Raw genomic sequence first — 23754 nt, 5'->3', positions numbered from 1 at the left:
AGCAGTCGTATCAGCTACTGTTACTGTTTGTGTACCAGTTGAAGTCAGTCCGTTGCCGTCTGTTGCTGTATAAGTAACCGTCGTAGTACCCAGAGCGAATATTGCTGGCGCATCGTTGGCCACTGTTGCACCAAAGAGATCTGTTGCAGTAGCTGTGCCGATAATAACCGTGCTCAACACGCCGTTGGCTTCGATACTGACGTTTGCAGGCACAGTCAGAACAGGGACGGTGGTATCCACGACCGTGACGACCATCGTATCGCTGGCACTGTTTCCTGCACAATCGCTTGCAGTTACGCTTACTGTATTGGCACCGAGTGAATATGTTCCAATCGGGCTAATGCTGGTGGACACATTACAGCAAGTATCCGAAGCACTCACCTGTGCGGATACATCGTAATCCGCACCGGCTGCACTGGTCGCTTCTACGATCACATCCGAACCCGCATTGACCGTTGGAGCGGTTGTATCTTCTACCGTCACCGATGTGTTTGATGTCGCAGTTTCTCCATTACCGTCATCAACAGTTAGTGTCACTGTAGTTGTTCCCAGTGGGAATGAGGCAGTCGGGCTTAAACCCGTGGCCGAACCACCGGTCCATGACCATGCATAAGTCAGGGTATCACCATCCGGATCGGATGATCCTGACCCATCCATCGCGACGTCAGCGCTGGATATGCCCGTACACTGTGCAGTCTGTACAGCACCAGCATTGGCTGTCGGAGCTGCATTGGCTGGTGGGATTGCCTGAATCGAGAAGTCGTCAAATTTGACGTTAACACCGGCGAAGAAGACGCGCCCGGCGCCAGCTGCGAAGTAATATTGACTGGCATCCACTGTCGGGCCGAACTGCACGCCGTTGACAAAGAAACTGACCATGCCGGCAACGTGATAAAACTGCAGAACGTACGGGCCGAAACCGGGGCCGACATTCGATTGGTTGGTAATTTCAGTGCCATGACCTGGAAATGCGGGTATGTCATTGGTCGCAATCGTCAGGTTATTAATATTGGCATTAGCCGAACAGGTTCCTGCCCACATGGTGATATGCCTGAGCAGAGCCACAGGTCCGTCCAGCGGATAACCGCCGGTTCCGCCGGTGCCGGCTTTGCCGAGTCCGAAATAAACCTCGTCACTGCAGGTACTCTGATTGTGCGCCACGACTGTGACCTCAGCAACGAAATCGATCGTGTCATAGTTTGTTCCGATGGTAGCCACGAGCTGCTTGGGAACACCCCATCCACCAGTGGTTGTAACGTTGGCCCCACTCAGGTTCACAGATGCACCCTCAAGCTGGGTGAGATTCGGGCCCAGCGTGTTGGAATTAAAAGTTTCGAGGAAATATGGCGGCACAGCGGCAGGTGCTGCAATCCATTTTGCATGCATTTCATTGTAGAGCGCGGAAAAATTTCCGCCGAAATCGGTGCGGTTGTTGTAAATACGCAATTCAGCAACCTGACCCTGAAATGTTTGTCCACCGCCACGATGAAAGAAATTGAACAGCTTTGCCGCAGTATAAGAAACAGCGCCTCCACCGGAAGCATTGGCTGTCGGGCTGTTGACATATAGCTGATTCAGTGAGGAATCTGCAATCACAACATCCCATCCACCGGTTCCCGTACCGGCTGCCTTGGCACCGCCGCCGCCACCATAGTTGAGTTCATAGTTGAAAGCGGGGTCTATCCAGAGCATTGGCCTGGCGCCAGCGCTATCGTCGGCCAGATTATGGTAGGCATGGATATTTGTCGGTTTGATGACCGCCACAAGGATCCAGTCCCCGCCTGCAGCCGGCAAGGTAATATTGTTACCCATATGATCGCTTCCGTTAAACTCCACGGCCGGGCTGCCATTGGGCGTTTGGGCGCTTAAATAGGTTGGCGTGCCAGCGGCAGACTGCCCCCCCCAAGCCGACACAACCGCACCGTTGGTTAAGGCAAGGGTACTGGCATCAAAACTTACGACCGGACCGGCGGCCTGTGCAGGAGCAGCAACAAGAGTCGCCGCCAACATGGTCAAACATAGTGCGGCCGGTTTTGCATGATCCGCCAGACCGGATGTAAACCGGGCTAATGATCTGTTTATGATGCCAACTTGCCAAGTGGTGCTGTTGCAAAATGCAGGTAGCAACGCCGAATAGAATAGTCTGTGATTCATTTTAGCCCCCAATATTCTGATATAAAATCAGTGATGATGAATCAGAAGCTTTACAGTTAGCGCAATCAGCTCGTCCGGAACATCATCAATTGCTTATGATAAGCCGTCTAAATAATTGGGGCAGACAGACAAAGGTACTAGGACTAGTCCTTTTGTACTATAGGGTGAGCCTATTTGGCAGCTTAGTAGAGGGGATCAAGCGATTATAGATCAATCGAATACTGATCAGGAGGGCAGGGCGGTCCTGCGAATGGGTGAATCAAATTTAACCAACAGTGGTGGTGTTCTTCTAACTGTGCGTCATGGAGCGGTATAACTCAGTCGTTTAAGCTTGCCTGAGCGTATGAGCTCCAGCTCTATCGTTGAGGCGTTGCGCATGCCGTTGTATAGAACATCAATCTGATTCGCTTTAACTAACTCTATACCATTGATGTTGCGAATAAGATCACCATTGTATAAGCCAGACTTGTGATAAATCGAATTGACGACAATGCCAGTGATGACAAAACCATCTGCCTTATCTCCATCGTGATGCAAGACCAGCTTTGCCTGTGTCATCAGCGTTGATAAATCAGCTGTAGTATTTGCCTCGCCAGTTACGTTGGCATGCAGTCGTTCGCTATATTCCATGATGATCCGTTCAAGCTTTCCCGCACGTTCAACCACCATTGCATTGGCATCCACATAATAGAGCTTCACTCCGGGCTGAATGAAATCACCGACAGTAAAAACCTGTTGTTCGCTACCTTCTGAAAGTGAAAGAATCACCGATGAGGCTTCACCTGCCACAACCGTACCGAGCAGACGAAAAGTCAAAGGTTTGATGATAGCCACAGCCACCTGTTGTTGCACTGGCGCAGCTTTTGGGACGTGTGGTGGAACCTTGCCAAACAGGGGAACTGCAACAAGCTCCGCCAAATCCGGTAGCGCTTCAGAGGAATGCATGCTTTGATCCAGCGGCTCGATAGGTGTAACGATATCATCGGCTGGAAACATCCAGTTGAATAGCAGGTATGCAAGCAACACAACCAGTCCTGCTTCTATCCACACGGGCGCTTTTCCAGCATGCATTATGCGCAGCTTGGCACTAAATTATTCATAACCAGACCAGATAGAGAGGTGAGATCATCATGTAAGATGTAAATTGAGCAGGCCATGGATTTAACATACCTTGTTGGAGTTATTAGTCATCATAAATTTAAGTTGCTGCCGCCCGGTTAAGAAATAAGTCATAAGAAAAGGTGGCAAGGTGCTTGTTTCGTGCATTTTCGAAGTTTCATTTAAAACGTTGCGTTGATCATGTGGCAGTCAATGACAGCATTGCAGAAATGCATTGAGTTTAACTCTATCGATACCGATTTATGACCAAAAAAACGGCCAGCGCAAGCTGGCCGTTTCGATTAATGATCATGTATTCACTTTATAGCCAAAAGGGAAGTCTCCGCTTTAGCTGATTCACTGAGGTATCAGAATGCTCGTACCGGACGGAAATATAGAGCTGCCTCATTCTGCTTCTGCTGGCCTGTCTGGTTGCCGTCAAAAAAGTGGTACTTAATTCCATATGCCGCACTCCACTCAGTGGAGGTGTAATACACCTGGGTTGTAATTCCAAGCGCACTTTTTTCTAACCGCATGTAAGATGACTCAGTCGTACTAGGCAGGAACCATCCGGTTGACCCATTCGGAGATACATACGCATCAGCAACGCGAGCAGCGATGCCAGGTGTTGCACAACCTGCCAGAATGGCCGCTGTATTAGCCGCTCCTGAACTAGTGTGTGCTCCAGCTATAGGTGTATTCTGACAGCCCCAAGTAGCAGGGCCCATCTGAGGACCAGCCTCAAATCCATTGAGTCCGCCATTGGTAATATAAAACACAGTTCCGCCTGCCGGCCCTGTATCGCCAACAGCATAAGGGCAAATTGCCGGCCTGGCTGCTCCGGCAGCATCGTAGAGCGCGCAGATTGCCGCATTCAACGCTACAGGATCAGTGACTCCGGTAGATCCTGCAGGACCTTGTGGGCCCTGAGGGCCTGTTTGACCAACTGCACCGTCAGCTCCGTTAAAACCTACGGCACCATCAGTACCATTTGTGCCATTTGTACCATTCGTACCATCAACACCTGCCAACCCTGCTGGCCCGGTTGCACCATCAACACCGTTTGTACCATCAGCACCAGCCAGTCCTTGTGCACCAGTCGCGCCTGCAGCGCCAGCTAAACCCTGTGGGCCCTGAGCACCAGTTGCGCCATCAACACCATTTGTGCCATTAGCACCTGCCACTCCTTGTGGACCCTGAGGCCCGGGTGTGAGTTGAATTGCAGCAATTGCTGCTTTATTGACTGCAATATTTGCAGCATTTATTTTCTTACTGATTTTCTGTTTTTCTATCTCAATATCATGCCTGTTTTCACGCGCTTCATCTGCCCAGGCAACATTGCTGCAAAATGCAATCACTACTGCCGAGCATAATATTTTATATTTCATTTTATCCCCCTATATGGATCTGTGATGATAAATCAGCAGTTCTGAGCCATTTTTTTAGCTCGTATGAATCATCATTCAAGGTGTATTCTACGTTGGCCAAATAAAAGGGGCAGACAGACAAAGGTGTTATACCTAATACTTTTGTACTATACTGGTTAAACATTTGGGCTGGTTTACATTAGGAGAGTGGGGGTCAATGATTGGTGTCATGAATATCCTTATTGCTGACGATCATGCCTTGTTTCGTGACGGGCTCAGTGTGCTGTTGCAGGGACTGGGGCCAGTGCATGTGGCTGAAGCCAGAAATCGCCGTGAGATCGAGGCACATCTAAAGCGTGAAGATCTGTTTGATCTGTTGCTGCTGGATCTTGATATGCCAGGTATTATCAATTCCGATGGCGTTCGGCATATCTGCGCATCAGCACCGCAAACTGCGGTGGTAGTGATCTCGGGCAATGATGCCGGTTATGTGGTGAAAGGCTGCCTGGATGCTGGTGCGATGGGTTTTATTTCAAAGTCATCAGCGAGCAAAGTGATGCTTGCCGCGATCCAGATGGTGCTTGCTGGCGAATGTTATGTCCCGTCAAAATATTTTAACAACAGTTCTGAGCATTCACCGGAAGCAACATCGGAAGCCACGTCCATTTCACCGCGTCAGCAGCAGATATGGCAGATGTTGATCGATGGTAAATCCAATAAAGAGATCGCTATTGCTTTGGATCTGACCGGCAGCACTGTGAAACAGCATGTCTCAGCCCTTTTTCGCAAGCTCGGCGTCAATAGTCGCACGCAGGCCGTCCAGAAAGCACACACGATTTAGACATAGAAACGAAACGCGAATACCCTCAAGGTACTATCTCTCTCGCAAGCTCAATTCACCTCGCAGTACACGCTAATACACGCGAATTAAAAAACAGCTCCAAACCGGGATATTCTCTCTATTTGTTTTTAGCCTTTGGCTTTAATTCGTGTGTATTCACGGATTGCTTTCTCTCTGTTTTAATGCGAATTGGATCAATGCACGCAAACGCACCGCTTTAAGGGGCTTGTGCAATACTTCAAAGCCGGCCACTTTCATCTCGTGCAAACGGGCTGGTTCTGTATCACCCGTGATGATGATGCCCGGCAGTTTGGGATCCCCAGCAATGTTTCTTACTGCCCTAATGGCTTCGACACCGGTTTGATCATCGCGCAGGCGGAAATCTGCAACGACCAGATCAGGGAAATCCCCATTTTTTAGTAGATCGGTGGACTCGCTTATAGATTGAGCTGTTAATACACGGCATCCCCAGGTTGATAACATCCTCTCCATGCCTTCGAGAATGGTCTGATCATCATCAATGACCATGATATGGGCGACGAGTTTGTGCCTCACCTCAGGCATGGCTGCGGCCACATCGGTTGCCTGGCCTGACGGAACGCAGATGGTAAAGCTGCTGCCCTGGCCGGCGACTGATGTGAAACTAAAAGGGTGCTCCAACAGATGGCTGAGGCGCTTGACGATGGAGAGACCAAGACCAATGCCCTTGCTGCGGTCACGTTCCGGGTTGTCGATCTGATAGAACTCATCGAATATTTTTTTCTGCTCATGAGCTGCAATTCCTATGCCGCTATCACTGACACTGAGGACATAGCTACCATTCTGGTGCTGGCAACTCAGGGTAATCGTACCTGTTTCAGTGTATTTTATCGCATTGGATAACAGGTTGCGTAGGATATTCTCCAGCAGTGCAGGGTCGGAATCAATGATGCATCGCTCCAGCAGTGCGGTATCGATGGCTGTATTGAAGTGTAAATGTTTATCGTTTGCTTGCCCTGAAAACTCTTCCTGAAGGTTAAAAGCCAGTGTAGCAAGTGCAAAAGATCGCCTTTCTACACGCACCAACCCTGCATCTAGCTTGGACATATCGAGCAATGAATCGAGCAGGCTGGCCATGGAACCCACCGAATCACGCATTTTACTGAGCAGTTGTTGCTGTTCCCCATCTTTTAGTTTTTGTTCCAGCACATCGGCAAATAGGTCAATGGCATGAATCGGTTGGCGCAGATCATGGCTGGCAGCAGCCAGAAAGCGGGTCTTTTGGCGGTTGGCGCGTTCAGCTTCATCTTTTTTAATTTCGAGTTCTTTCAATAGCGCTTTGTTTTGCAAAGATTTTTCTATCGATTCGTGCACCAGACTTGAAAAATTTTTCGAAGCCATCGAGGCGGCAACAAAATAAATCAATAGCAGCGGAGCATATTCAATTAAACTCTCTTCAATGGCCAGACGGGCATCCAGCATCAGAATAGCAGGGGTGGCAAAGGCGAAAAAAGCTAAGGGGTAAGCAGAGTTAGTGCCGATGGATGCCGATACCAGACCGCATGTGATCACGATCAGAGAAATGACAATAAATGCAGAGGAGGCATCCATCACGATCCAAGGCAGCATCCCCAGAACAATTCCGTTGATACCCGAGCCCAGAGCAAAAAGTCTGGCCCAGAAATGGATGGCTGGATCATTCGCCGTTAATTGTCGAAACTGATGAAGCGTCCAGGTTTGCGCCAATAGGACAGTCGCCATGCTGGCCAGCCAGAGCAGCAGTAACAGGTGCGATCCGCTGGTCCAGAAGAGGGCGGCCATCGCCAGATAGGTAATCGCGGTGCCAATACAGATTAATCCTGCATTATCAAAGAGCAGTTTGATTTTTTCATAGGCAAGCTGTTTCTCAAATGAAGCATCATTGATGCTATATATCTCATCCATGCCAAAAGCGTATCAATTTCAATTGGGATTAGCGAATACTGATCCCTCACTTTGAACGTGAGCGTTGATCCGGCCGGCCATTGCAGAAATAGTCAAGTCAGGCACCTTTTAACAAGGGCATCACAGAAAATGGGCTGCGAACAGGATGACGGCGATGCTGAAATATTTTACTGCCAGCTGCTCGCCGTGGTTGAGATTAACGTTGCATGATGGCCATGATTGCAGATGACTTATCTTGATATAAATCAATTTTCTTCCATTATTGCTAAATAAACCCGTTCAATAAACCGGAGGGAAAGGTGATGAAACGCATATTATTGTTTGCATTGTTGATGATGAGTTCGCCGGCTTGGGCAGTGGAGTTGGAAGGGGTCAGTGTACCGGATCGTGCGACGGTTGCGGGTGAACAACTGCAACTTAACGGGGCCGGAGTCCGGTCTAAATTTTTTTTTGATATCTATATCGGAGCACTCTATTTGCGTTCATCGGCCACCTCTGCACAGGAAGCTATCTCTGGCGCACTGCCCAAACGGGTGACAATGGATATTCTCTATGATGAAGTGGATCAAGAGAAATTAACGGGTGGCTGGACAGCCGGATTTAAAAAGAATCAATCAGCTGAAACATTTGCCACGCTTGAGGAACGCTTGCATCAGTTTAATGCCATGTTTGTTGATGCGCATGCAGGCGATCACTTCATATTTGATTTTTTGGGTGATGGATCAACCCGGGTGATACTCAGGGGTAGGGATGCAGGGCGTATTCCCGGATATGATTTTCAGAAGGCTTTGCTGGCTGTCTGGTTGGGCAAGAAACCAGCTGACAATGACCTTAAGCAAGCGATGTTACACGGGCATTGACCTGCTGTTAGGCAGTGTTGCACAGAAAGCACTACAGCGTGGAACAAACGTTTCCTTTTAAACTTAAACTAGAATGCATCACGCCATGGCTGTTTCATGCGTAGGTAACAGGTCTATTGTGTCGGCCTGATGAATTTGTTGCATGCGTCGGTGGGTATAGAATTTTTGAATTGCCGGAGATGTGTGAAAATTGCGATGCTGCTAACCTGGATGCAAAACGGAACGATGCGAGGCGCGGGCGCTTAGTCTGAACCAACACAGTTTTTGCATTCAGTTCTTTTTCGGATGATGGAGAAATATGCTGCTGTGATGGAAGCTGACCATTCACAAATGCTGATTTCTCCAATAAACGGTATGAGCGGCACATATCTACAATACCGACGATTAAAAATGTCATTACAACCAATTGAATTAACTCCATGTCAATGTCACTCCTTGTGGCGCGAACTTTAGAAATGTAGCGGTGGGCAGATGTGACATATATCACGTTTCGCTAATATATGCTTTTTCGTCACATGACAAATATAAAGGAAGATGATGCGTGGTTGTTTTATAGCCATATCGATGGATAAGGAAATAGCGCTACAAGGTGGTTCAATACATTGTTTTCATTGGCAAATTGATATCATGCAGGGGTTAGGATTGCATACGATATTATTGTAGTTAAGAAGCATGGATTGCGCGTGAAAGAGAGAAGGGTGCGGGGGTGCTTGATGGATGAACAGAGGTCAGTGTAAGTTATTTTGCATCTAAATAAATCCATCGAGGATCTTATTCGCGATGATTTTCGCATGATCGGCACGCAATGAAATCGCTTCAAATGCGCACGTATGTTAGTACACCGACCAGCTTATATTGACGGATTCAGAATCCGCCTAATGTGCCAGAGCAAGGCCCACTGCGCAGATAATGGCATGCCCTTCTCAAGCAGGGTAACACAGCGATGGTGCATTAGTCGGACTCCCTTCGGGCGGGTCGAGAAAGCGCCATCTGCGTTGTTGAACTCCCTTGAATGAGCTATGGCTAGTCCTGCGGTCGCTCGCCTAGCAGCTAACGCCTTCTCGACCCGCTGTATCCGCCAATATAAGATGGTCGGTGTACTAGTTTGCATTTATAAATTATATGCTTTCGCATTACCGCAGGGAGAAAAGCAATGAAGCAAAGCGTCATCTTCAAATATCGTATTTCAACCGGAATCAATTTGTTGGTGCTTTTCATCTTCTTTGGCGTTGTGATCTATGGCATATCGGTATTGAAAGAACCGGCACTGGAAACCTTGGCCAGCGCCGAATACTGGGGAATGGTTTCCATAGCTTTGATCGGAGTAGGTTTGATGCATGTCTATACTTTAAGGAATGAAGCTACATCCATCGAGTTTTCCGCAGATAAAGTCCGAATCCACCGCCTATTCTCACCTGCGCTTCGATTCCAATATGATGACATTCGTTCCGTATGGCTCGATCCTGATGACAGCGAGGTGAGCTTTGATGCCCTACCAGATGGCAAACTGACGCATCATGACTGCCCGGGAAGCCCGGTGCAGCAGGAGCAACTCAAGGAACTACTACTCTCACATGGTTATGTAGCCCGTCCTGACAGTGCCAATCCATCGGTTGAACTGCTGCGCAAGCCCGACGCCGGGTAATTTTTCAGGCCACCTTAATAAGTGTGTAAGCGGTAGCCATCGATCCCTGCAGTACGCTAAGAAATTCGCACAATGACAAAAAGAAACAGTTTTACCAAAGAGCAAGAGGGGATGTTTAATGCGATTGCCCTAGTGTTTGCATTTGTTTATCTGGTCGAAGATTTGCTGTTGTAATATAATCCAATCTCCAGCGATTACCTCTTAATGAAGGAGAACTGATGCGCAGAGTCATTCATTACGCCGCTTCAATGATGATTGTTCCGATTTACGGAGTGCAGGTATGTCCCTTTATCGAAGGTTTATCGGTATTCTGGGTGGTGGCACCGATCATCATGTTGTTTCTGATCCAGTATGCTCTTGGAGCTCAGTTGTGGAATCGCTGGCTCAGTAGCAAGGCACTGGAAGATCAGGTCAGATCTGCTTTTAATTTGGAGATGGCACTTTTTATGGCGACAGGTGTGCTGCTAACAGTGTTTAACAGCATGATGTTTGATTTTCCACTGGGCAGCGGACTGAAGATGATTGTTGGCATCACCGGTCTCGGTTTTTTTGCAGCAGTTGATCTGGCACTTGAGGCGGAACGCAGTGTGGCAAAACAGGTGATTGAACAGGATATTGTGATTGACCCTTTCCTGAACTATTTTCCGCTCACCTCGAAAATGGCGATCTTTGCCAGTGCGAGCCTGTTACTGGTCATTGGCGTATTTATGTTACTGGTCATCAAAGATCTGGATTGGCTGGTGAAGGTTGGCGATAGCATTACCCTGGTTGAAGGGCGTATTGATATTCTTAAAGAATTTCTGTTTGTGCTGGCCGTGATTTTGCCGCATACATTGAATGTCGTTTTCTCCTACTCACGCAATATTCACGCTGCATTTGATGCACAAAACAGACTGTTAACGCAGGCAAGCATGGGTGACTATTCAGGCAGTATAGCGATCAGTTCAGCCGATGAATTCGGTGTGATGGCCAAACATACCAATTATGTAGTCAAAGTGATTCGGGACAGAACCGAGGAGTTACGCTGCACACGTGATGTTAGTATTCTGGCTCTAACAACACTGGCTGAAGCTCGTGATAATGAAACCGGCGCACATATTCTACGTACCCAGCGTTATGTGCGCGCACTGGCTATTGAGCTAAAGAATCAACAGAAATTTGCAGATTATCTGGATGATGAAACGATTGATCTCTTATACAAATCGGCACCGCTGCATGATGTGGGGAAAGTGGGTATTCCAGATGCTATATTGCTAAAAAATGGTAAACTCACCCAAGAGGAGTTTGAGATCATGAAGACCCATCCTCAGATCGGTGCCGATGCACTCTCTATCGCAGAGGAGGATCTGGGTACGAATTCGTTTTTGACCTTTGCCAGAGAGATATCCCTGACCCACCATGAGAAGTGGGATGGTAGTGGCTATCCGGCAGGCTTAAGTGGTGATGCTATTCCTTGCTCCGGTCGCCTGATGGCAGTTGCTGATGTCTATGATGCCTTGATCTCAAAGCGCGTTTATAAACCTGGCTTTTCACATGAGAAAGCGAAGGCTGTTATTCTGGAAGGCCGAGGCACCCATTTTGATCCGGATATTGTCGATGCCTTTATCGCCGCTGAAGAAGCGTTTTGTGTGATTGCCAAGCAGTATGAAGACAGTCCTACACAATGATCCTCGTCTTGAATCAATAGAGTCTGACTCTACCGATGATGACGCTATGAATTAATGGTATGCGCGACGAACGTTAATGTATCCGACAACTAATAAAGTAATAATAAATGCTTGAATAAATTCCATGTCAAAGTCACTCCTTGTGGCACGAACTTTAGAAATGTGGCGGATAGCAGATGTGACACATATCACTTTTTGCTAAGGTGTATCTTTTTGCCACAGAATAAATGTAAGGGTAGTTGAGATATGTGGAGGATGTTTGGAATCCAATTCGATGCATAAGGAAATAGTGCTAATGATATTCTTCATAAAGACCTATCGGCGAAATCCGATATTTATCTTTTCATTCTATAGTTAGAAATGAAACACCTACTGTACCGGGGCGAAGGCAAACGGGACGTTCCCCTTTAAAGATACAGTATAATTGACGCTATAGTTGATTGATTATCCCCGCTAATGCTCTATGGGTGAGGTTATCATTATTGGATAATAAATTTGATTATTGGATAGAATCGGATAATATCGGATAAAAGGATTACCAATAACCGCTATGAATATGAACTTAACGAACCTGATAATCACCCCTGAACTGTTGAGAACCATCTCAGAGATTGATGAGTTTAATGGTGGGTGGAAGGTGCAAAATAACCTTAATCCTGACTATCTAACAAAACTTCGTCATGTAGCTACTATTGAAAGCATTGGATCTTCTACCCGCATTGAAGGCTCAAAACTTACGGATGATGAGATTGAATCTTTATTAGGGGAAGTAGGCCAAGGCTCTTTTGCCCATAGGGATGAACAGGAAGTTGTTGGTTATGCTGAAGTCATGGAAACAGTGTTTGAAAACTTTGAACACATTGCTATTACTGAAAATTACATCAAACAGTTGCATATCAGCCTGCTTAGGCATGCAAGCAAAGATGCACGTCACCGAGGCGAATACAAAAAACATTCTAATAGTGTTGAGGCTTTTGATGGGGCCGGTAATAGTCTGGGCGTAGTTTTTGAAACCACTTCAGCTTTTGATACACCAAAACAGATGCAGGAGTTGGTGTACTGGGCGAGGGAGTCATTAGAAGATAAAAGCTATCACCCACTCATTGTGATAGCTCTGTTTAACGTGGTCTTTTTAGCCATCCATCCGTTTCAGGATGGGAACGGTAGACTTTCCCGTGTTTTGATTTCTCTACTCATGCTCAAGGCAGGGTATGCATATATTCCTTACAGTTCACTAGAAAGTATTGTTGAGAAAAACAAGGATGCTTATTACTTAGCCTTACAGAGAACACAGAAAACGCTTAAAGGGGAAACTGACTGGTTACCATGGTTGGGTTTCTTTTTGCGCTCACTTAAACGGCAGAAAGATCATTTGAAAGCAAAGACAGACAGCCTGGAACAATACAGTCACCTTTCTCAAGAGTGTGTTATTATCATGCAATACCTTGATACGCATGGAAGGATTACTATATCTGAAGCTTATAAAATCATTACTAATGTATCCAAACCTACGGTGAAAAACAGAATGGCTGAACTCTTAAAGCTTGGTCTTATTGAACGTCATGGTAAGGCTAGAGCGACTTGGTATAGTAAGGTTAGCAAAGCATAGGACGATGAATTCTTCGGATTGTGAGGTAAACGGATATTTCCCTTTAATTTGCTTTGTATGCGGTGGTTTGAATCTTGAGATGATTATGAATCCTAATTCATTGACGGATTCTACTGTGATTTTTTTGATATCTATTCTGGTTTAATGCTGACTTCAAAACAGGCACCATGTGTGTTTTCTGAAATATAACGCACATCGCCGTGATGTTGTTGGGCGATCTTACGCACTAAGGCCAGACCAAGGCCGATACTGCCATGCGACTGCTCACCCGTGCGGGCTTGATAAAAGGGTTCGAAAATCTGTTTCTGTTCAGATACTGGAATACCGGGGCCATCATCGCAGACGCGAATAAGGGCACAATGGGAGCTGCCACTGACTGCAATCGAGATAGGGGCTTTGGCAGCATAACGGGCTGCATTTTCCAGCAGATTACGCAGCAGGCGGCGCAGCATCTGTTCATCACCTGAGATGATGACCGGATTGCCTGAAACATCCGCGTGATAGTTGGATGCAACTTCAGCAGCCAGCGCCAGCAGGTCAATTTCTTCAAATGGTTTCACAGCACTACCGGCATCGAGTTTGCTGCTCAGCAGCAGTTCATCGACCAGGTTGTCCAGTTCGAGAATATTCGATTCCAGTTTTTGTTTGGTATCGCTGATGGATGTCTCTTGCATCAATTCAATGGCCATGCGCATACGGGTTAAAGGTGATCTGAGCTCGTGAGAAGCACCACTCAACATATGCTTCTGGGCTTCGATCAGTTTTTCAATGCGATCAGCCGTATGATTGAATCGTCTGGCAAGCACAGCAATCTCATCTTTTCCTTTGATATGAGCTCGGGCTTTCAGATCTCCATGGCCGAATGCATCAACCTGTTTTTGCAACTGCTCCAGACGGCAGGTAAGCCGTTTGGAAAGCGGGTAGGCTGCAAGCCCAAGTACACCCAGCAGCAGGATGATGACCACAATGGCACCGGGGAAACGTCTGTCCCGATGGGAGACAACCAACCAGCGCCCATCACTCAGATGCAACACAAACTGGCCACCTTCACGGCTGTGATTCCAACCGATTTTGAGCTGTTCTTTGGGTAGTGGAAGCCTGGACGAAGTTGAAATAAGGTGTCTGTTATCGCGACTGTAGAGGCTGAGTCGAACGTTAAATTCGCCAGCCAGTTTGAGCATGGTCTGCTTTGATTTTTCGATGGCTGCATGTTCAGGCAAGGCTTCTGTCAGCAACAGGCTCAGCCCTGATTCGAAGTGTCTGTTTTCATCCACATCTCCCATCACTTTCCAGGTAATGCCGGCCAGTAGGGCAAACAGCAACAGACCGCCGAGAAAGGCGACATAGATCTGCAGGTAGAGTTTATGGCGCATGGTACTCTTCCTAATCCTGCTGCCGGGCGAAGACATAACCGGTGCCGCGAATGGTGAGAATGCGACGTGGTTTTTTCGGATCATCTTCAATTTGGCCGCGAATGCGAGAAATATGCACATCAATACTGCGATCAAAGGATTCAAGCTCATGCCCTTTGAGCGCATCCATCAGTTGATCGCGTGACATCACACGGCCTGCATGGTTCACCAGCACAGAGAGCAGATCAAACTGGTAGCCGGTGAGATTGATCATCTCTCCATCAAGATATACCGCGTGTGCATCCGGATGGATTTCCAAACGGCCAAAACGCAGCGCACTGCTCTGGTGAGTATGTTGTGTGCGACGAAGAATGGCACGCAGACGGGCCAGCAGTTCACGCGGGTTAAAGGGTTTGGGCAGATAATCATCGGCACCAATTTCAAGCCCTATAATGCGATCCATTGCATCGCCGCGAGCAGTCAGCATCAGTATGGGCAGTTGCGAGAAGGTTCTGACCTGTCGACAAACCTCAAAACCATCGATATCAGGTAGGCCGACATCGAGAATCAGCGCATCAAAGGGTTCATCGCGCAACAGAGTCAGACCATCAATTCCTGTGGGGCAGGTGATAATTTCCATATGTTCACCCGATAGATAATCGGAGAGCATTTGCGATTGCTCTCTGTCGTCTTCAATAATCAGAATGCTTGGCATGGGTATATGTCGCCTAATGGATCACCTGTGGTCATGCTGCCAGTATATGTTTGAACCGGCAGCATGACTATGGGATTTAGTGTGAATGGTGAAATTCAGCGAATTCAGCCGCCAGAGTCAGGCGCTGCTCGTGTGTTAACACATCTGCAATATCGGCCAGCATCTGTATGACTACTTTACTGTTTTTATTCACTAAAGAGAGTGCATCCTGGCGTACATTTTCCAATTCAGCTCTGTTGATATGTTCCTGTGTGAGTGTCTTTGTAAGTTCGTTGCGACTGTTCAGATGACCTCCTTTCATGGTCTGGATTTGAGGCAGGTAGCTGCTGGTGATGGTCTTGATCTGCTGCTCTTGGGCGGGAGTGGTATCGACATGCTCGATAAGTCGCTCTGTCATCCGATTCATCTGTTTGGCGGAATCGACTTCACTCCAGTGATGGCCGCCATGATGCCAACCCGCATATCCGCACGATGAGCCGAAAGCAGCACCCGCCAATGCAACAATGCCGACAATTGCTAAAATACCAAATATGGCTCTGCCTAATCGGCGACACTTATGATGGCCTTTACAGCATTTTTTGGATCTGTCTGTTTCGTGTTGATGCTGTTCTGTTTTCTCTTCTGTATGTTCTGTCATGATGATTATCTCCTGTGTTTTTTATTGTTTGTCTGAAGCACAGGGGGAATATTAGAGCTACTCTGTTTCCTGAAGATTTCTGTTATGTAAAGATTTGTGAACGGTTATCATGTCAGACTCCTGAAATAAGGAGCGAAGAGTCGTATTGATTTGACGATTTTATGCTTTTGCAGTACGTTGATTGGTATATCACGAGGGAGGATGTCATTGACGAATAACAGTGCGCTGAAGTCGCTGACCAGCCTTGATATGTTTTATCAGGAGCTGCGCAGAATTCCCAAGCTGGACAGGCAGACAGAAGAGGAGCTGGCACGCAAATGGCATCGTGACCATGATCTGGCATCTGTTCAGGAGTTGATCAATGCCAATCTGCACAGCGTGGCAGCTATCGTGCGTGAATATCGCCATTTCGGACTGCCTGAGGAAGATCTGATTCAGGAGGGCACGCTGGGTTTGATGCATGCCGTAAAACGCTTTGATCCCGAGCGTGGTTTCAGGCTGAAAACCTTTGCTTCTTACTGGATACGTGCCTCGATCCACGATTTTATTCTGCGCTCATGGAGCATCGTCAAAATGGGTACCAATAAACTGCAACGGCGTATTTTTGCAGGCTTGCAGAAGGCTGAACACGCCATTGCTGCACTTGAAGGCAGAGATCTGGAAACGGTGGCCGAGTCACATGGCACAAGTGGTAAATCGTATCAGGCCATTGCCTCTTCTTTTTTACAGCGTGATTACTCGCTTGATGCGGCTACAGAAGAGGATGGGCATGTGCTGGAATTGCCATCGCCTGCAGATACACCTGAACAACTATTGGCTGACAAGGATTGGGGTGATTCTACCCGTAATCAGTTGCAGCAGGCGATGTCGGTGTTATCAGCTCGGGATCGATATATTATTCAGCAGCGCCACCTGATCGAACCACCTGCAACGTTAAAACAGTTGGCAGAGGAGTTTGGTATTTCGATAGAGCGGGTGCGACAACTCGAAGCGCGCTCCTTAAAGAAGATGAAACAGTTTAGTGAAGATATGACAATTGGGGAGTAGGCGGGGTTGCTACCGGCTCGTTTCACAATAACAGAGTGTTGAGATAAATTGATATAAAAGGTTATGTGGGTCTAAAGCCTGTACGCTTTGGGTTTAAAAATATTGTATGCGCTGCATTGGAATAAGGATAAGACAGATTATTTTTCGTCTGTGTTTAATTTATATATCTGTGGCCAAAAAGGATTAAAAAATGAACGCGAAAATTGGATTTATTACCGTTTCAGATCGAGCCAGCCGTGGTGAGTATGAGGATCTGGGCGGGCCTGCGATGCTGGCCTGGTTTGAGCGCGTGCTGACATCAGATTGGCAGGCTGTGAGCCGCGTTATTCCTGATGATCAGGATGGTATCGAAGCCACTCTGAAAGCGTTGGCGGATGATGAGGGCTGTTGCCTGATTGTGACCACCGGTGGTACAGGGCCGGCAGTACGCGATGTCACGCCTGAAGCAACTGAAAACGTATGTGAGAAGATGATGCCGGGCTTTGGTGAATTGATGCGTCAGGAGTCACTCAAGTTTGTACCTACGGCGATTTTATCGCGTCAGACAGCTGGTGTTCGTGGCAAGTCATTGATGATTAATCTACCGGGTAAACCATCGGCTATTGATGATTGCCTGAACGCGGTATTTCCAGCGGTACCCTATTGTATCGACCTGGTTGAAGGTCCATTTCTGATTGCTGATCCGAAGCAGTGCAAGGTGTTTCGACCTAAGAAAAAGTAATCGAATGATATAGTTTGTTGATTCCTGTGAAAGCAAGAAAAAGAGGTGGAAGCTTTCGCTTCCACCTCTTTGGTGGCCACCCCATTCAGAAGGGGGGGAGGGAGAAAAAGGGTGGCCTAAAGAAGCACTGAATAAATCAGATTTTCCTTAATAAATATAGTACTTTGCACTCAGAGTAAACATGCTTGATTCGAGCCCTTTAAAGTTGGTGTTGATCGTTGTAGCAGTAGTTTTTGGTTTGCTCAGCATGTGAGACCATTCAGCACCGATGCTGTAGTTGTCTGCAATGCGATACTGTATACCCGCTCCGTAGGCATAACCGGTACGTGTCTTTTTCTGCTTAGGGAATGCTCCCTGGCTGTAACTTGCTTTAAGTGTTGCAACGCCGATTAGGCCATATGCCATCCACTGATCATTGATATCATATTTGGGCTTAATAAATGCAGCACCAAAATAATCAATACGGGTTCTTGGCTGAGCTGTTAGCTCTTCACCTGTTTTACCAGAAGCACCAAGGCGTAGTTCAGCCCCAACGAATTCGGAAAAATCATCACCTACCTGAATATAACCACCTGCAACAGCTTTTTTGCTAATGCCTGTACCCAGATTAAATGCGCCAAATCCAGTGCCTACATAAGGATCTGAAGCATGTGCTGCTGTTCCAAATGCAAGCATCATGCACAGTGTCAGGGATGATTTTATTGTTTTGTTCATATATTGAATGCCTCTTGATGTATTAATGTATATGCGAATACTTGTCGTTGAACCTTAAACGAACCTGAAAGTTAATAGGGTGATGGGGCGCGGGATTATTGAAAAGTGATTAAAGGGTGGAAAAAAGTATCTGCCAAATAGCTTCGATGATTGATGCGCTTAGTTTAATTGCCAGGCTATTTTGCATTTTTTACAGACAACACCTGAGCCTGCCTCAAAAGCGATATGTTTTTTGCATTTGGGACAGGAAAGTTCACGCAGACATTTCTTGTTTAAGACTACAAAAATGACAATGGAGATGATTAAACCACCTGCAAACCAGAGCCAGTTTTCCTGCCAAATAGATAGACCGGTAGCGGCTAGCATGACCAGACCTGCTGAAATCATGATGATGGCATAGGTATATAAAAATGGGTTGTCAGGAAAATCTCTGTTCTTCAATTTCATATCAGTACCTAAAGGCGATGTTTGTAGCGATGGGCTCAATAGATGTGACGCTGTTATTTTCTACTTGAGTAGCCGCAGAGTAATCAAGAGCAGGGGATTTGGCTATTTCATTTATGTGGTAGTGATTTTTTTCTGACAGCGTTTGTTTTAGGGGAGGGGCATTTGCATGCATTTCTTTATACGCATTGAACGGTGGTTAGTGCTACGACTGTCCTGTCAGAAGTGGAGAACCAGGACAGCCGTAGGCTTAGCTAAGCTCGGTGTAGTCATTATCTACGGCTATACATATCTTTAAGTGTGCTATCCTGCGTTAAGATTGGTGAGTTGTAGTACCAGTTACCAACGGTTCCATCGGCACATGTGCAGCTTCCATCGAGATCATCTTGGATGGAAGCAAGCTTCTCCTTATCTCCAGGGCATGCGCCCATAGTGTCACCATGAGCAAGGTGGTCATTGATCGCTGATTGATTGACATGAATGGTGTGTCGTACATCGTACTGGTTAGGTGGAATGTGACAAACAGCATCGTCATTAGCAGCAGTACAGTCGCAAAGCGATCCTAACATTAACCGCTCATTGTTGATCTCATCAGCTGTGGATGCCTGTGATGTAATAGGGGTGATGAAAAACGCAAGTGTAGCGAGAATCAGTACAGTAATTAAATGAAAGAGTTTTTGTGTGAATGATATCTGTTGTCTTTTAGGACGATAGTTTTTCATATGGACTCCTTATCTTGTGTACCATCGGAAGGGCCAAGCCTTCTATATGGATATTCTAAGGGGCCTGAAACAGTGAAATGTGTCATACATCACTAGTGTGTTGAAATGCATCATTAGTGTGTTGAAATGACTCACTCCTTTTGTCGCACCTGAATAGGAGATATTACCCGGGCTTCTAAATATGGTGAACCTATGTTTGATATGAGCTAAGGAGATGTCGATGAATGGCTTGCTGCCAGTCTAATTAGCAGGGAAAAGTATAGGCACGGTTTGTCTTGTGCTTACGGGAAAACCCTTCGTTTATATGGCAAGTAGTAAATTTGAAAACAGCAATAATGAGATAGCTATGCTTACACAGGCGAGCAGAGCCAGTTTTCTACCGAAACTGCTGAGCAAGGTTATCGGGGGCAGTCGTTCGTGATATCTGTTGTGCTCTTCTTTGCTCATGTGGACCATTACGAGCTTTCTAGGGCCAAAACGTAGATATATATAGAAGCCACCGGCACTATTGATAAACAACAGTAGTGCCAAAATCATTATCGTATCATACATGATGTATCATCTGGCTATCTGTTATCATGTGAATCAGCGTACTCCTCAATATTGATCTTATAGTTGAGCCAGCCTGATTCAGTGGCAGCTTTAACATTGCGAATCGAAATAATTTAGTATTCCGAATAATTCAATGAAAGCAATGCCAATATAACGCTTATCTGCAATGCACACACTATATTCACAGAGAGGCACGAAAAGGTGCCTCATTAGTTATTATTTTGTCAGTAGCTTCATCTGAGCTTCAAGTTCTGCAATTCTCTTTTCCAGAATGCTGAGCTCATCCCTGGCTTTTCCAAGCATCGCTTCCTGAACTTGCATGCGTTCATGGGTAACCACATCGAACTGGGATAGTGCACCTTCAACAATGGTGCGCACTTGAGCCTCAGCGCCCTGTTTAAAACCACCTAGCATGCGTAGGCCACCGGCAATTTTTTCTGCGATATCATCCATGGATTGATTATTTGATGTCATGTGTTGCTCCATATCTCTTTTTGATATTTATCTTGAAACTGTTTTATGGTGACCGAATTCACCTTGAACATAGCCTGACTCACCCGATGGTAGTGCTACTGTTAACCAGCCATCCACATCACTTTTACTTGCATCAAGCATTGCCCCGGGACGAAACCAACCGAGATGTTGTGATGTGGTTGACGGCAGCGCCCGTAGATCTTGATAGGCAGCGAGTTGAAATTTGGCTGTTTGGATTTGATTCTTTAATGTGGTTTCTACCATTTTGATGACGGCATCTTCAATTGACTCCTCACGAGTCATAGATTTAACGCTGATCTTGATGGTGGTCAGGCTTTCGGTTTGTTTGATTAAGGTGATTTTACCATTCAGCTTTTTATTGTTAAAGGCAATGCCATAGCCGCCGTCCGGTTGAATTTCCAGTATGTCGATAGCAAGACGCATGCTTTTAAGACTGTCTTGTATTGCTACGAGACAGGCGCGGATACTGTATGGAAAGCTGACTTCTTCACTGGAAAATTGATCGGAGACTGCACCATAAAGCGTACCTGGTATTGCAGAGACTGCCGTAACTGCTGTGCAGCCGGATAGAGCGCATGAGAGTAGCAAGAAAAGGGTCAAGGGGGTGTGACGGAGTGATTGGTGCGGTTTTATTGCCCCCATTTCTTGGCCTCCGGATTATGAATATCCAGATGATCAAGAATACGATCAACCAGGAAATTAATAATATCATCGAGGGTTTCAGGCCTATGATAAAAACCGGGCATGGCGGGAATGATATGTGCGCCCATTTGAGAGAGTTTGAGCATGTTTTCAAGATGAATGCTGGAGAGCGGAGTCTCTCTTGGTACAAGAATGAGTTGCCGACGTTCTTTGAGTATGACATCGGCAGCCCGTTCAATCAGATTATCTGATGCGCCACATGCAATGCGTGCTAATGTACCCATGGAGCAGGGCACTACGACCATTTTTCTGATGCCGGCAGAGCCGGATGCGGTAGGTGAGAACCAGTCGTTCAAGCTGTAACAGCGTATAGATTCGACAGGTATGTTGAGGTGACCGGCCAGTGACAGGGCTGTGGATGCGGTATCATCAGGCAATTGGAGATCAGCTTCTTGTTTGAACACGACTCTGGCCGCATCGGAAAGCAGTATGTGTTGTAATACACCTGCCTGAGACAAGCGCTGGATCAGGCGCAAGGCATAGGCGCAGCCAGAAGCGCCAGTGATAGCGACTACAATGGATTGTTCGGCCTGTGGTTGTTTTATCACTGTGTATGTTTCACTCCATAATCAATGCCACAACGCTACAAGCTTGTGTGGCATGAGGAAATCATTGTTACTATTGTGAATTATAAACAGATACTCACATTGAAAAACTTTCACCCAGGTAAAGCCTGCGTGCATCGGGATGATCAACGATTTCATCAGGTTTACCCTGAATGAAAATTTTACCGTCGGCCATAAGGTAGGCGCGATCACAAATGGAGAGGGTATCGCGTACATTGTGATCGGTAATCAATATGCCGATGCCCTTGCTGCGCAGATCAGCAATGATGGTTTGAATATCTTCCACGGCAATGGGATCCACGCCGGCAAAAGGCTCATCTAAAAGTAAAAATTTTGGTTTGGTGACCAGTGCACGAGCAATTTCTGCACGGCGACGCTGACCACCGGAGAGGGTGAATGCCTTTTGATGCTGTACAGCTTCAATGCCAAAATCGACTAGCAGTGATTCCAGTTCCTCTTCGATTTGGCTGTCAGACAGCGCCAGTGTTTCAAAAATGGCCAATAAGTTCTCGCGTACAGTAAGTTTGCGGAAAATACTGGCTTCCTGAGGCAGATATCCAATACCTTTTCGGGCACGGATGTGCATGGGGTGGTGCGTGATATCGGTGTCATCCAGCGAGATCTCTCCACTATCGGCCTGAATGAGGCCACAGACCATATAAAAGCTGGTGGTTTTTCCCGCTCCATTCGGGCCAAGCAGGCCAATGCATTCGCCGGAAAAGATATCAAGGTTAACATCTGAAACCACTTGTTTCGTACGGTAACTTTTATTCAAGCCATGGGCAGAAAGATGATGAGTGGTACTCATTTTTTTGCATCCCCTGCATGTTGTTTCTTGCTGGGTTGGGCAGAAGGGAGCATGGCATTGCCATCATCGCTGGATTCGATGGTCATATGTGTGCGGCCACCTTTAACAGGGAATACCTGTGTTTTTTCAAGGCTGATATCATGAATGATTTTGTTACCTTCAAGGCGGTTACCATGCTGTTCCAGCAGAGCATGGCCGATGAGTGTGAGCGTATTGCTTTTTTGATTGAGAACGGCTTTATCAGCACTGCCTGTCACTTCGCCTTGCTTGAGTTTGATGTTGCCGAACGCTTCAGCGCGTTCAAGGTCTTTGTCATTGTAATAAGCCACTAAACGATCGGAAAACAGTTCAAATTCATCACGTATTAAGTGCACGTCCTTGGTGAATTCCACCTGATTACTTTTGTGCAGTAGAACCATTTTTCCGGATTCAATCTGTATGGATCCTGCCCAGCTCTGCAGTGGAAAACAGACAATGGAGAGGATGAGAAAAAGTTGAATATGGATCGTTTTAAGGCCATTTTGTTGAAACATTTATTGTGCCACTCCTTGCCATTGTGGTTCAGAATCTTCTATCCAGATTCCTTCATCTACAGTGACCTGTTCACTGTCGCGGTGCAAGTGCATATTTTTCCCGTGAGCTTGAATGCTTTTACCCCATATTTTGAATGCGTTCGGCATTTGAAGCTCATCAGAATCACTAATATACAATAAAAGATCAGAGGAGGCGCTCCAAACATTATAACGGATGAATACATCCTTTTCGAAACGCAGATTTCGCGTGATGGGGTTGAACCATGCCTTTTGACTGACAATGATGATCTTCTGCTGGTTTTCGGTATAGAGCTCTAGGGTCGGGTGTGTGAGTTGCATATTACCATCGAGCTGTTGATTGGCTTCCTCTGCCCGCAGTGTCCAAACCACATTGCCGTCTTTTCTTTCGACCATCACCGGACTTTCCACCTGGGTGTTCGGTTCTTCTGTTGCGGTTGTGGAGGTAGCCTGTTCCGGGCCAGACATGCCCAGTAGTACAATGGCCAGCACAATACTGGAAACAGAAATGCCCAGACTAATCCATTTGATGCTGCGCCAGAGTGTTGGTCGCATTTATGCTGA

24 protein-coding genes are annotated in these 23754 nt (G+C 46.6%); 7 read left to right on the top strand and 17 right to left on the bottom strand.

Annotated features, from left to right (window positions below; translation table 11 throughout):
• The 3 genes from D8Y20_RS05685 to D8Y20_RS05675 all read right to left on the bottom strand — a co-directional run.
• Nucleotides 1-2154, bottom strand: a 2154-nt coding sequence (locus D8Y20_RS05685; RefSeq protein WP_121542069.1) for an HYR domain-containing protein, incomplete at its 3' end; no start/stop codon positions are given.
• A 300-nt stretch (nucleotides 2155-2454) separates the two neighbouring features.
• Complete coding sequence (locus D8Y20_RS05680; RefSeq protein ID WP_236075272.1) at nucleotides 2455-3204, bottom strand: type II secretion system protein N; 750 nt, start codon at nucleotides 3202-3204, stop codon at nucleotides 2455-2457.
• 416 nt (nucleotides 3205-3620) lie between these two features.
• Nucleotides 3621-4640: a hypothetical protein gene (locus D8Y20_RS05675; RefSeq protein WP_121542067.1), complete on the bottom strand. Its 1020-nt coding sequence runs from the start codon at nucleotides 4638-4640 to the stop codon at nucleotides 3621-3623.
• Between the two features lie 196 nt (nucleotides 4641-4836).
• Here D8Y20_RS05675 and D8Y20_RS05670 point away from each other — a divergent pair, with 196 nt between their 5' ends.
• Complete coding sequence (locus D8Y20_RS05670) at nucleotides 4837-5460, top strand: response regulator transcription factor (RefSeq protein ID WP_121542066.1); 624 nt, start codon at nucleotides 4837-4839, stop codon at nucleotides 5458-5460.
• Nucleotides 5461-5616: 156 nt separating this feature from the next.
• Here D8Y20_RS05670 and D8Y20_RS05665 read toward each other — a convergent pair whose 3' ends face one another.
• A complete protein-coding gene (locus D8Y20_RS05665; protein ID WP_121542065.1) occupies nucleotides 5617-7383 on the bottom strand; it encodes a hybrid sensor histidine kinase/response regulator in 1767 nt (588 codons plus the stop codon).
• Nucleotides 7384-7685: 302 nt separating this feature from the next.
• On the opposite strand from D8Y20_RS05665, the gene D8Y20_RS05660 reads away from it, so the two are divergent.
• A complete protein-coding gene (locus D8Y20_RS05660; protein WP_121542064.1) occupies nucleotides 7686-8243 on the top strand; it encodes a chalcone isomerase family protein in 558 nt (185 codons plus the stop codon).
• 94 nt (nucleotides 8244-8337) lie between these two features.
• Here the strand turns inward: D8Y20_RS05660 and D8Y20_RS05655 are convergent, their stop codons facing one another.
• On the bottom strand, nucleotides 8338-8664 hold the full coding sequence (locus D8Y20_RS05655; protein ID WP_121542063.1) for a hypothetical protein: 327 nt from the start codon (nucleotides 8662-8664) through the stop codon (nucleotides 8338-8340).
• Between the two features lie 732 nt (nucleotides 8665-9396).
• On the opposite strand from D8Y20_RS05655, the gene D8Y20_RS05650 reads away from it, so the two are divergent.
• From D8Y20_RS05650 to D8Y20_RS05640, 3 genes are all read left to right on the top strand, one after another.
• Complete coding sequence (locus D8Y20_RS05650) at nucleotides 9397-9888, top strand: hypothetical protein (RefSeq protein ID WP_121542062.1); 492 nt, start codon at nucleotides 9397-9399, stop codon at nucleotides 9886-9888.
• A 218-nt stretch (nucleotides 9889-10106) separates the two neighbouring features.
• Nucleotides 10107-11555: an HD-GYP domain-containing protein gene (locus D8Y20_RS05645; protein ID WP_121542061.1), complete on the top strand. Its 1449-nt coding sequence runs from the start codon at nucleotides 10107-10109 to the stop codon at nucleotides 11553-11555.
• Nucleotides 11556-12105: 550 nt separating this feature from the next.
• A complete protein-coding gene (locus tag D8Y20_RS05640) occupies nucleotides 12106-13164 on the top strand; it encodes a Fic family protein (protein ID WP_201265546.1) in 1059 nt (352 codons plus the stop codon).
• A 131-nt stretch (nucleotides 13165-13295) separates the two neighbouring features.
• Here the strand turns inward: D8Y20_RS05640 and D8Y20_RS05635 are convergent, their stop codons facing one another.
• The 3 genes from D8Y20_RS05635 to D8Y20_RS05625 form a co-directional block, all read right to left on the bottom strand.
• The gene (locus tag D8Y20_RS05635; RefSeq protein ID WP_161957585.1) at nucleotides 13296-14537 is read right to left on the bottom strand and encodes a HAMP domain-containing sensor histidine kinase; all 1242 of its coding nucleotides are present in this window, start codon (nucleotides 14535-14537) and stop codon (nucleotides 13296-13298) included.
• A 10-nt stretch (nucleotides 14538-14547) separates the two neighbouring features.
• A complete protein-coding gene (locus D8Y20_RS05630) occupies nucleotides 14548-15231 on the bottom strand; it encodes a response regulator transcription factor (RefSeq protein WP_121542059.1) in 684 nt (227 codons plus the stop codon).
• Between the two features lie 76 nt (nucleotides 15232-15307).
• On the bottom strand, nucleotides 15308-15868 hold the full coding sequence (locus D8Y20_RS05625) for a Spy/CpxP family protein refolding chaperone (protein WP_121542058.1): 561 nt from the start codon (nucleotides 15866-15868) through the stop codon (nucleotides 15308-15310).
• Nucleotides 15869-16075: 207 nt separating this feature from the next.
• On the opposite strand from D8Y20_RS05625, the gene D8Y20_RS05620 reads away from it, so the two are divergent.
• Both D8Y20_RS05620 and mog read left to right on the top strand, forming a co-directional pair.
• Complete coding sequence (locus D8Y20_RS05620) at nucleotides 16076-16915, top strand: RNA polymerase factor sigma-32 (RefSeq protein ID WP_121542082.1); 840 nt, start codon at nucleotides 16076-16078, stop codon at nucleotides 16913-16915.
• Nucleotides 16916-17105: 190 nt separating this feature from the next.
• Nucleotides 17106-17636 (top strand): molybdopterin adenylyltransferase, encoded by a 531-nt coding sequence (gene mog, locus D8Y20_RS05615; RefSeq protein ID WP_121542057.1) that lies wholly within the window; start codon nucleotides 17106-17108, stop codon nucleotides 17634-17636.
• A gap of 147 nt (nucleotides 17637-17783) precedes the next feature.
• Here mog and D8Y20_RS05610 read toward each other — a convergent pair whose 3' ends face one another.
• The 9 genes from D8Y20_RS05610 to lptC form a co-directional block, all read right to left on the bottom strand.
• Nucleotides 17784-18350 (bottom strand): porin family protein, encoded by a 567-nt coding sequence (locus tag D8Y20_RS05610; RefSeq protein WP_121542056.1) that lies wholly within the window; start codon nucleotides 18348-18350, stop codon nucleotides 17784-17786.
• Nucleotides 18351-18509: 159 nt separating this feature from the next.
• Nucleotides 18510-18797, bottom strand: coding sequence for a hypothetical protein (locus D8Y20_RS05605; RefSeq protein WP_201265545.1), 288 nt, complete (start codon nucleotides 18795-18797; stop codon nucleotides 18510-18512).
• Between the two features lie 269 nt (nucleotides 18798-19066).
• Nucleotides 19067-19516 carry a hypothetical protein gene (locus D8Y20_RS05600; RefSeq protein ID WP_121542055.1) on the bottom strand — a complete coding sequence of 150 codons (450 nt, stop codon included), beginning with the start codon at nucleotides 19514-19516 and terminating at the stop codon, nucleotides 19067-19069.
• 768 nt (nucleotides 19517-20284) lie between these two features.
• Entirely contained in the window at nucleotides 20285-20542 is a 258-nt protein-coding gene (locus D8Y20_RS05590) for an accessory factor UbiK family protein (RefSeq protein WP_121542053.1), read from the bottom strand.
• Nucleotides 20543-20569: 27 nt separating this feature from the next.
• Nucleotides 20570-21205, bottom strand: coding sequence for an SH3 domain-containing protein (locus tag D8Y20_RS05585; RefSeq protein ID WP_121542052.1), 636 nt, complete (start codon nucleotides 21203-21205; stop codon nucleotides 20570-20572).
• Entirely contained in the window at nucleotides 21193-21810 is a 618-nt protein-coding gene (locus tag D8Y20_RS05580; protein ID WP_201265548.1) for a flavin prenyltransferase UbiX, read from the bottom strand. The genes D8Y20_RS05585 and D8Y20_RS05580 overlap by 13 nt, the downstream gene beginning before the upstream one ends.
• A gap of 97 nt (nucleotides 21811-21907) precedes the next feature.
• Complete coding sequence (gene lptB / locus D8Y20_RS05575) at nucleotides 21908-22639, bottom strand: LPS export ABC transporter ATP-binding protein (RefSeq protein ID WP_121542050.1); 732 nt, start codon at nucleotides 22637-22639, stop codon at nucleotides 21908-21910.
• The gene (gene lptA, locus D8Y20_RS05570; RefSeq protein ID WP_121542049.1) at nucleotides 22636-23172 is read right to left on the bottom strand and encodes a lipopolysaccharide transport periplasmic protein LptA; all 537 of its coding nucleotides are present in this window, start codon (nucleotides 23170-23172) and stop codon (nucleotides 22636-22638) included. Before lptA ends, lptB begins: the two co-directional genes overlap by 4 nt.
• On the bottom strand, nucleotides 23173-23745 hold the full coding sequence (lptC, locus tag D8Y20_RS05565; RefSeq protein WP_121542048.1) for an LPS export ABC transporter periplasmic protein LptC: 573 nt from the start codon (nucleotides 23743-23745) through the stop codon (nucleotides 23173-23175).
• Nucleotides 23746-23754 lie beyond the last annotated feature (9 nt).

Origin of the sequence: Mariprofundus sp. EBB-1 (genome assembly GCF_003665155.1) — a bacterium.
Classification (GTDB): domain Bacteria; phylum Pseudomonadota; class Zetaproteobacteria; order Mariprofundales; family Mariprofundaceae; genus Mariprofundus.
This window is presented reverse-complemented; position numbering and strand designations above follow the sequence as displayed.

Bases quoted from the DNA above. Each gene is read 5' to 3' on its own strand.
- D8Y20_RS05675 (WP_121542067.1), bottom strand. From the start codon at position 4,640: ATGAAATATAAAATATTATGCTCGGCAGTAGTGATTGCATTTTGCAGC.
- D8Y20_RS05670 (WP_121542066.1), top strand. From the start codon at position 4,837: ATGATTGGTGTCATGAATATCCTTATTGCTGACGATCATGCCTTGTTT.
- D8Y20_RS05665 (WP_121542065.1), bottom strand. From the start codon at position 7,383: ATGGATGAGATATATAGCATCAATGATGCTTCATTTGAGAAACAGCTT.
- D8Y20_RS05660 (WP_121542064.1), top strand. From the start codon at position 7,686: ATGAAACGCATATTATTGTTTGCATTGTTGATGATGAGTTCGCCGGCT.
- D8Y20_RS05655 (WP_121542063.1), bottom strand. From the start codon at position 8,664: ATGGAGTTAATTCAATTGGTTGTAATGACATTTTTAATCGTCGGTATT.
- D8Y20_RS05650 (WP_121542062.1), top strand. From the start codon at position 9,397: ATGAAGCAAAGCGTCATCTTCAAATATCGTATTTCAACCGGAATCAAT.
- D8Y20_RS05645 (WP_121542061.1), top strand. From the start codon at position 10,107: ATGCGCAGAGTCATTCATTACGCCGCTTCAATGATGATTGTTCCGATT.
- D8Y20_RS05640 (WP_201265546.1), top strand. From the start codon at position 12,106: ATGAATATGAACTTAACGAACCTGATAATCACCCCTGAACTGTTGAGA.
- D8Y20_RS05635 (WP_161957585.1), bottom strand. From the start codon at position 14,537: ATGCGCCATAAACTCTACCTGCAGATCTATGTCGCCTTTCTCGGCGGT.
- D8Y20_RS05630 (WP_121542059.1), bottom strand. From the start codon at position 15,231: ATGCCAAGCATTCTGATTATTGAAGACGACAGAGAGCAATCGCAAATG.
- D8Y20_RS05625 (WP_121542058.1), bottom strand. From the start codon at position 15,868: ATGACAGAACATACAGAAGAGAAAACAGAACAGCATCAACACGAAACA.
- mog (WP_121542057.1), top strand. From the start codon at position 17,106: ATGAACGCGAAAATTGGATTTATTACCGTTTCAGATCGAGCCAGCCGT.
- D8Y20_RS05610 (WP_121542056.1), bottom strand. From the start codon at position 18,350: ATGAACAAAACAATAAAATCATCCCTGACACTGTGCATGATGCTTGCA.
- D8Y20_RS05605 (WP_201265545.1), bottom strand. From the start codon at position 18,797: ATGAAATTGAAGAACAGAGATTTTCCTGACAACCCATTTTTATATACC.
- D8Y20_RS05600 (WP_121542055.1), bottom strand. From the start codon at position 19,516: ATGAAAAACTATCGTCCTAAAAGACAACAGATATCATTCACACAAAAA.
- D8Y20_RS05590 (WP_121542053.1), bottom strand. From the start codon at position 20,542: ATGACATCAAATAATCAATCCATGGATGATATCGCAGAAAAAATTGCC.
- D8Y20_RS05585 (WP_121542052.1), bottom strand. From the start codon at position 21,205: ATGGGGGCAATAAAACCGCACCAATCACTCCGTCACACCCCCTTGACC.
- lptB (WP_121542050.1), bottom strand. From the start codon at position 22,639: ATGAGTACCACTCATCATCTTTCTGCCCATGGCTTGAATAAAAGTTAC.
- lptA (WP_121542049.1), bottom strand. From the start codon at position 23,172: ATGTTTCAACAAAATGGCCTTAAAACGATCCATATTCAACTTTTTCTC.
- lptC (WP_121542048.1), bottom strand. From the start codon at position 23,745: ATGCGACCAACACTCTGGCGCAGCATCAAATGGATTAGTCTGGGCATT.